The organism is Polaromonas sp. P3_C2, assembly GCF_056402675.1.
In genome coordinates, this window is record NZ_JBFUGX010000778.1 from 1 (window position 1) to 1,736 (window position 1,736).

At 62.7% G+C, this 1,736-nt stretch carries 2 protein-coding genes and 1 pseudogene; 2 read left to right on the top strand and 1 reads right to left on the bottom strand.

The features are described from left to right. Positions 1-159 (bottom strand): annotated as a pseudogene (locus AC1DWI_RS21835) (NADP-dependent oxidoreductase); the annotation flags it as partial. A 265-nt stretch (positions 160-424) separates the two neighbouring features. Between AC1DWI_RS21835 and maiA the strand changes: the two are divergent. Both maiA and AC1DWI_RS21845 read left to right on the top strand, forming a co-directional pair. Then, positions 425-1,063: a maleylacetoacetate isomerase gene (maiA, locus tag AC1DWI_RS21840; protein ID WP_477669106.1), complete on the top strand. Its 639-nt coding sequence runs from the start codon at positions 425-427 to the stop codon at positions 1,061-1,063. 183 nt (positions 1,064-1,246) lie between these two features. Next, positions 1,247-1,736: purine nucleoside phosphorylase YfiH/LACC1 family protein (locus tag AC1DWI_RS21845; RefSeq protein WP_477725752.1), on the top strand; the 490-nt coding region annotated here is incomplete at its 3' end.

Below are 1,736 nucleotides of genomic sequence, written 5' to 3' on the forward strand. Positions count from 1 at the left end.
CGGGTCCAGCGACAGGTACAGGGTTTTGACGAGTACGCCGCCCGGGCCGGGTTCGGCGACCGGCTCGGTGGTGAAGCTCCAGTTGTCACGGGTGGGCAGGCCGACGGGACGGCTTGCCAGGCGAATCTGGTGGTTGGCTAGGGTGGCGATGGCGCTCATGGGTGTCTCCGGGAGTGGCGAATGCAAAAAGGCAATGGTAGTGGCGGACTGCCCGCGCGTCAGTCGCCCACGCGATTGCCCTGCCACTGATGGTCGCTTAACCAGCTCAGCTTGAAGCCACACGAAGTGCGCTACGGCGGGGATGTATCTAACCCAGCCGGGGCCGCGGAACCGGCTTTGCCGGGCCGCAGGCGCAGCGCCCCCTCGGGGGGCAGGGGGTGACACGAAGTGCGCGACCGTGGGGGCCATCGTTTATGCTTTAGAGATGAAACTCCACAACTATTTCCGCTCTTCTTCGTCGTTTCGTGTACGTATTGCGATGGAGATCAAGGGTCTGAGCTACGACTACATTCCCGTGCACATCGCCAAAGGCGAGCACAAGCAGCCGTCTTACGCCGCCCTGGCCGCCGACACCCTGGTGCCGCTGCTCGAAGTCGACGGTGAAAAACTTTCGCAGTCCATGGCCATCATCGAATACCTCGATGAAAAACACCCCACACCGGCCCTGTTGCCCGCCGACGCGGTGGGCCGCGCCAAGGTGCGCGCGCTGGCCCAGTCCATCGCCTGCGAAATCCACCCCATCAACAACCTGCGCGTCCTGAAATACCTGGTCAAGGAACTCAAGCTCGACGAAGCTGCAAAGAACGCCTGGTATGTGCACTGGTGCCGCGAAGGCCTGGAGGCCTTTGAACGCCAGCTGGCGCAATTGCCGGCATCGACCTATTGCTATGGCGATACACCAACACTGGCTGATTGCTGCCTGGTGCCGCAGATATTCAATGCCAAACGCTTTAACGTGAGTTTTGACAGACTGCCTCGCACCATGGCCGCGTTCGACGCCTGTATGGCGCTGCCGGCCTTCCAGAAGGCCCAGCCTTCGGCCTGCCCCGACAACGAAGCCTGAGAATGTGGCCCCCACGCTCCCCACTTCGTGTGGTTCACGAGGCCTTGCAGGCCGCGGCTTGCGAGACGCTACGCCTCTGTCGCCTGTCCAAACCTGCTCAAGCAGGTTTGGAGCCGCAGGCTCCAGCCCCTCAGGGGCCAATTTTCCTAAGGGCGGCCCGTCGGAAAATTACCGGTGCCTGCTTTGCATACTGATTGGCTGATTCCCGACTGGCCAGCACCTGCCGGCGTGCGCGCGGTGTTCACCACACGTGCCGGGGGCGTGTCGCCCGTTCCCTATGACAGCCTGAACCTGGGTGACCACGTCGGCGACCAGCCGGCCAATGTTGCGGCGAACCGTGACGTGTTGCGGCGGGCAATGGGCAGTCACCCGGTGTTCCTTCAGCAGGTGCATGGCAGCGAAGTGTTGGTGTTGAGCGCCGATGCCGCCGACGGCCAGACAGCCGATGCCTGCGTGACGGATCAGGCGGGACTTGCCTGCACCATCATGGTGGCCGATTGCCTGCCGGTGCTGCTGGCCAGCGAAGACGGCGCTGTGGTGGCCGCAGCGCATGCGGGCTGGCGTGGGCTGGCAGGAAGTCCGACGAGTCCGCACGGTGTACTTGAGGCAGTTTATGAGTCATTTCGGGCTCTGGCCCAACAAAAACAAGCGCAAGCAGCTATCAAAACAATAG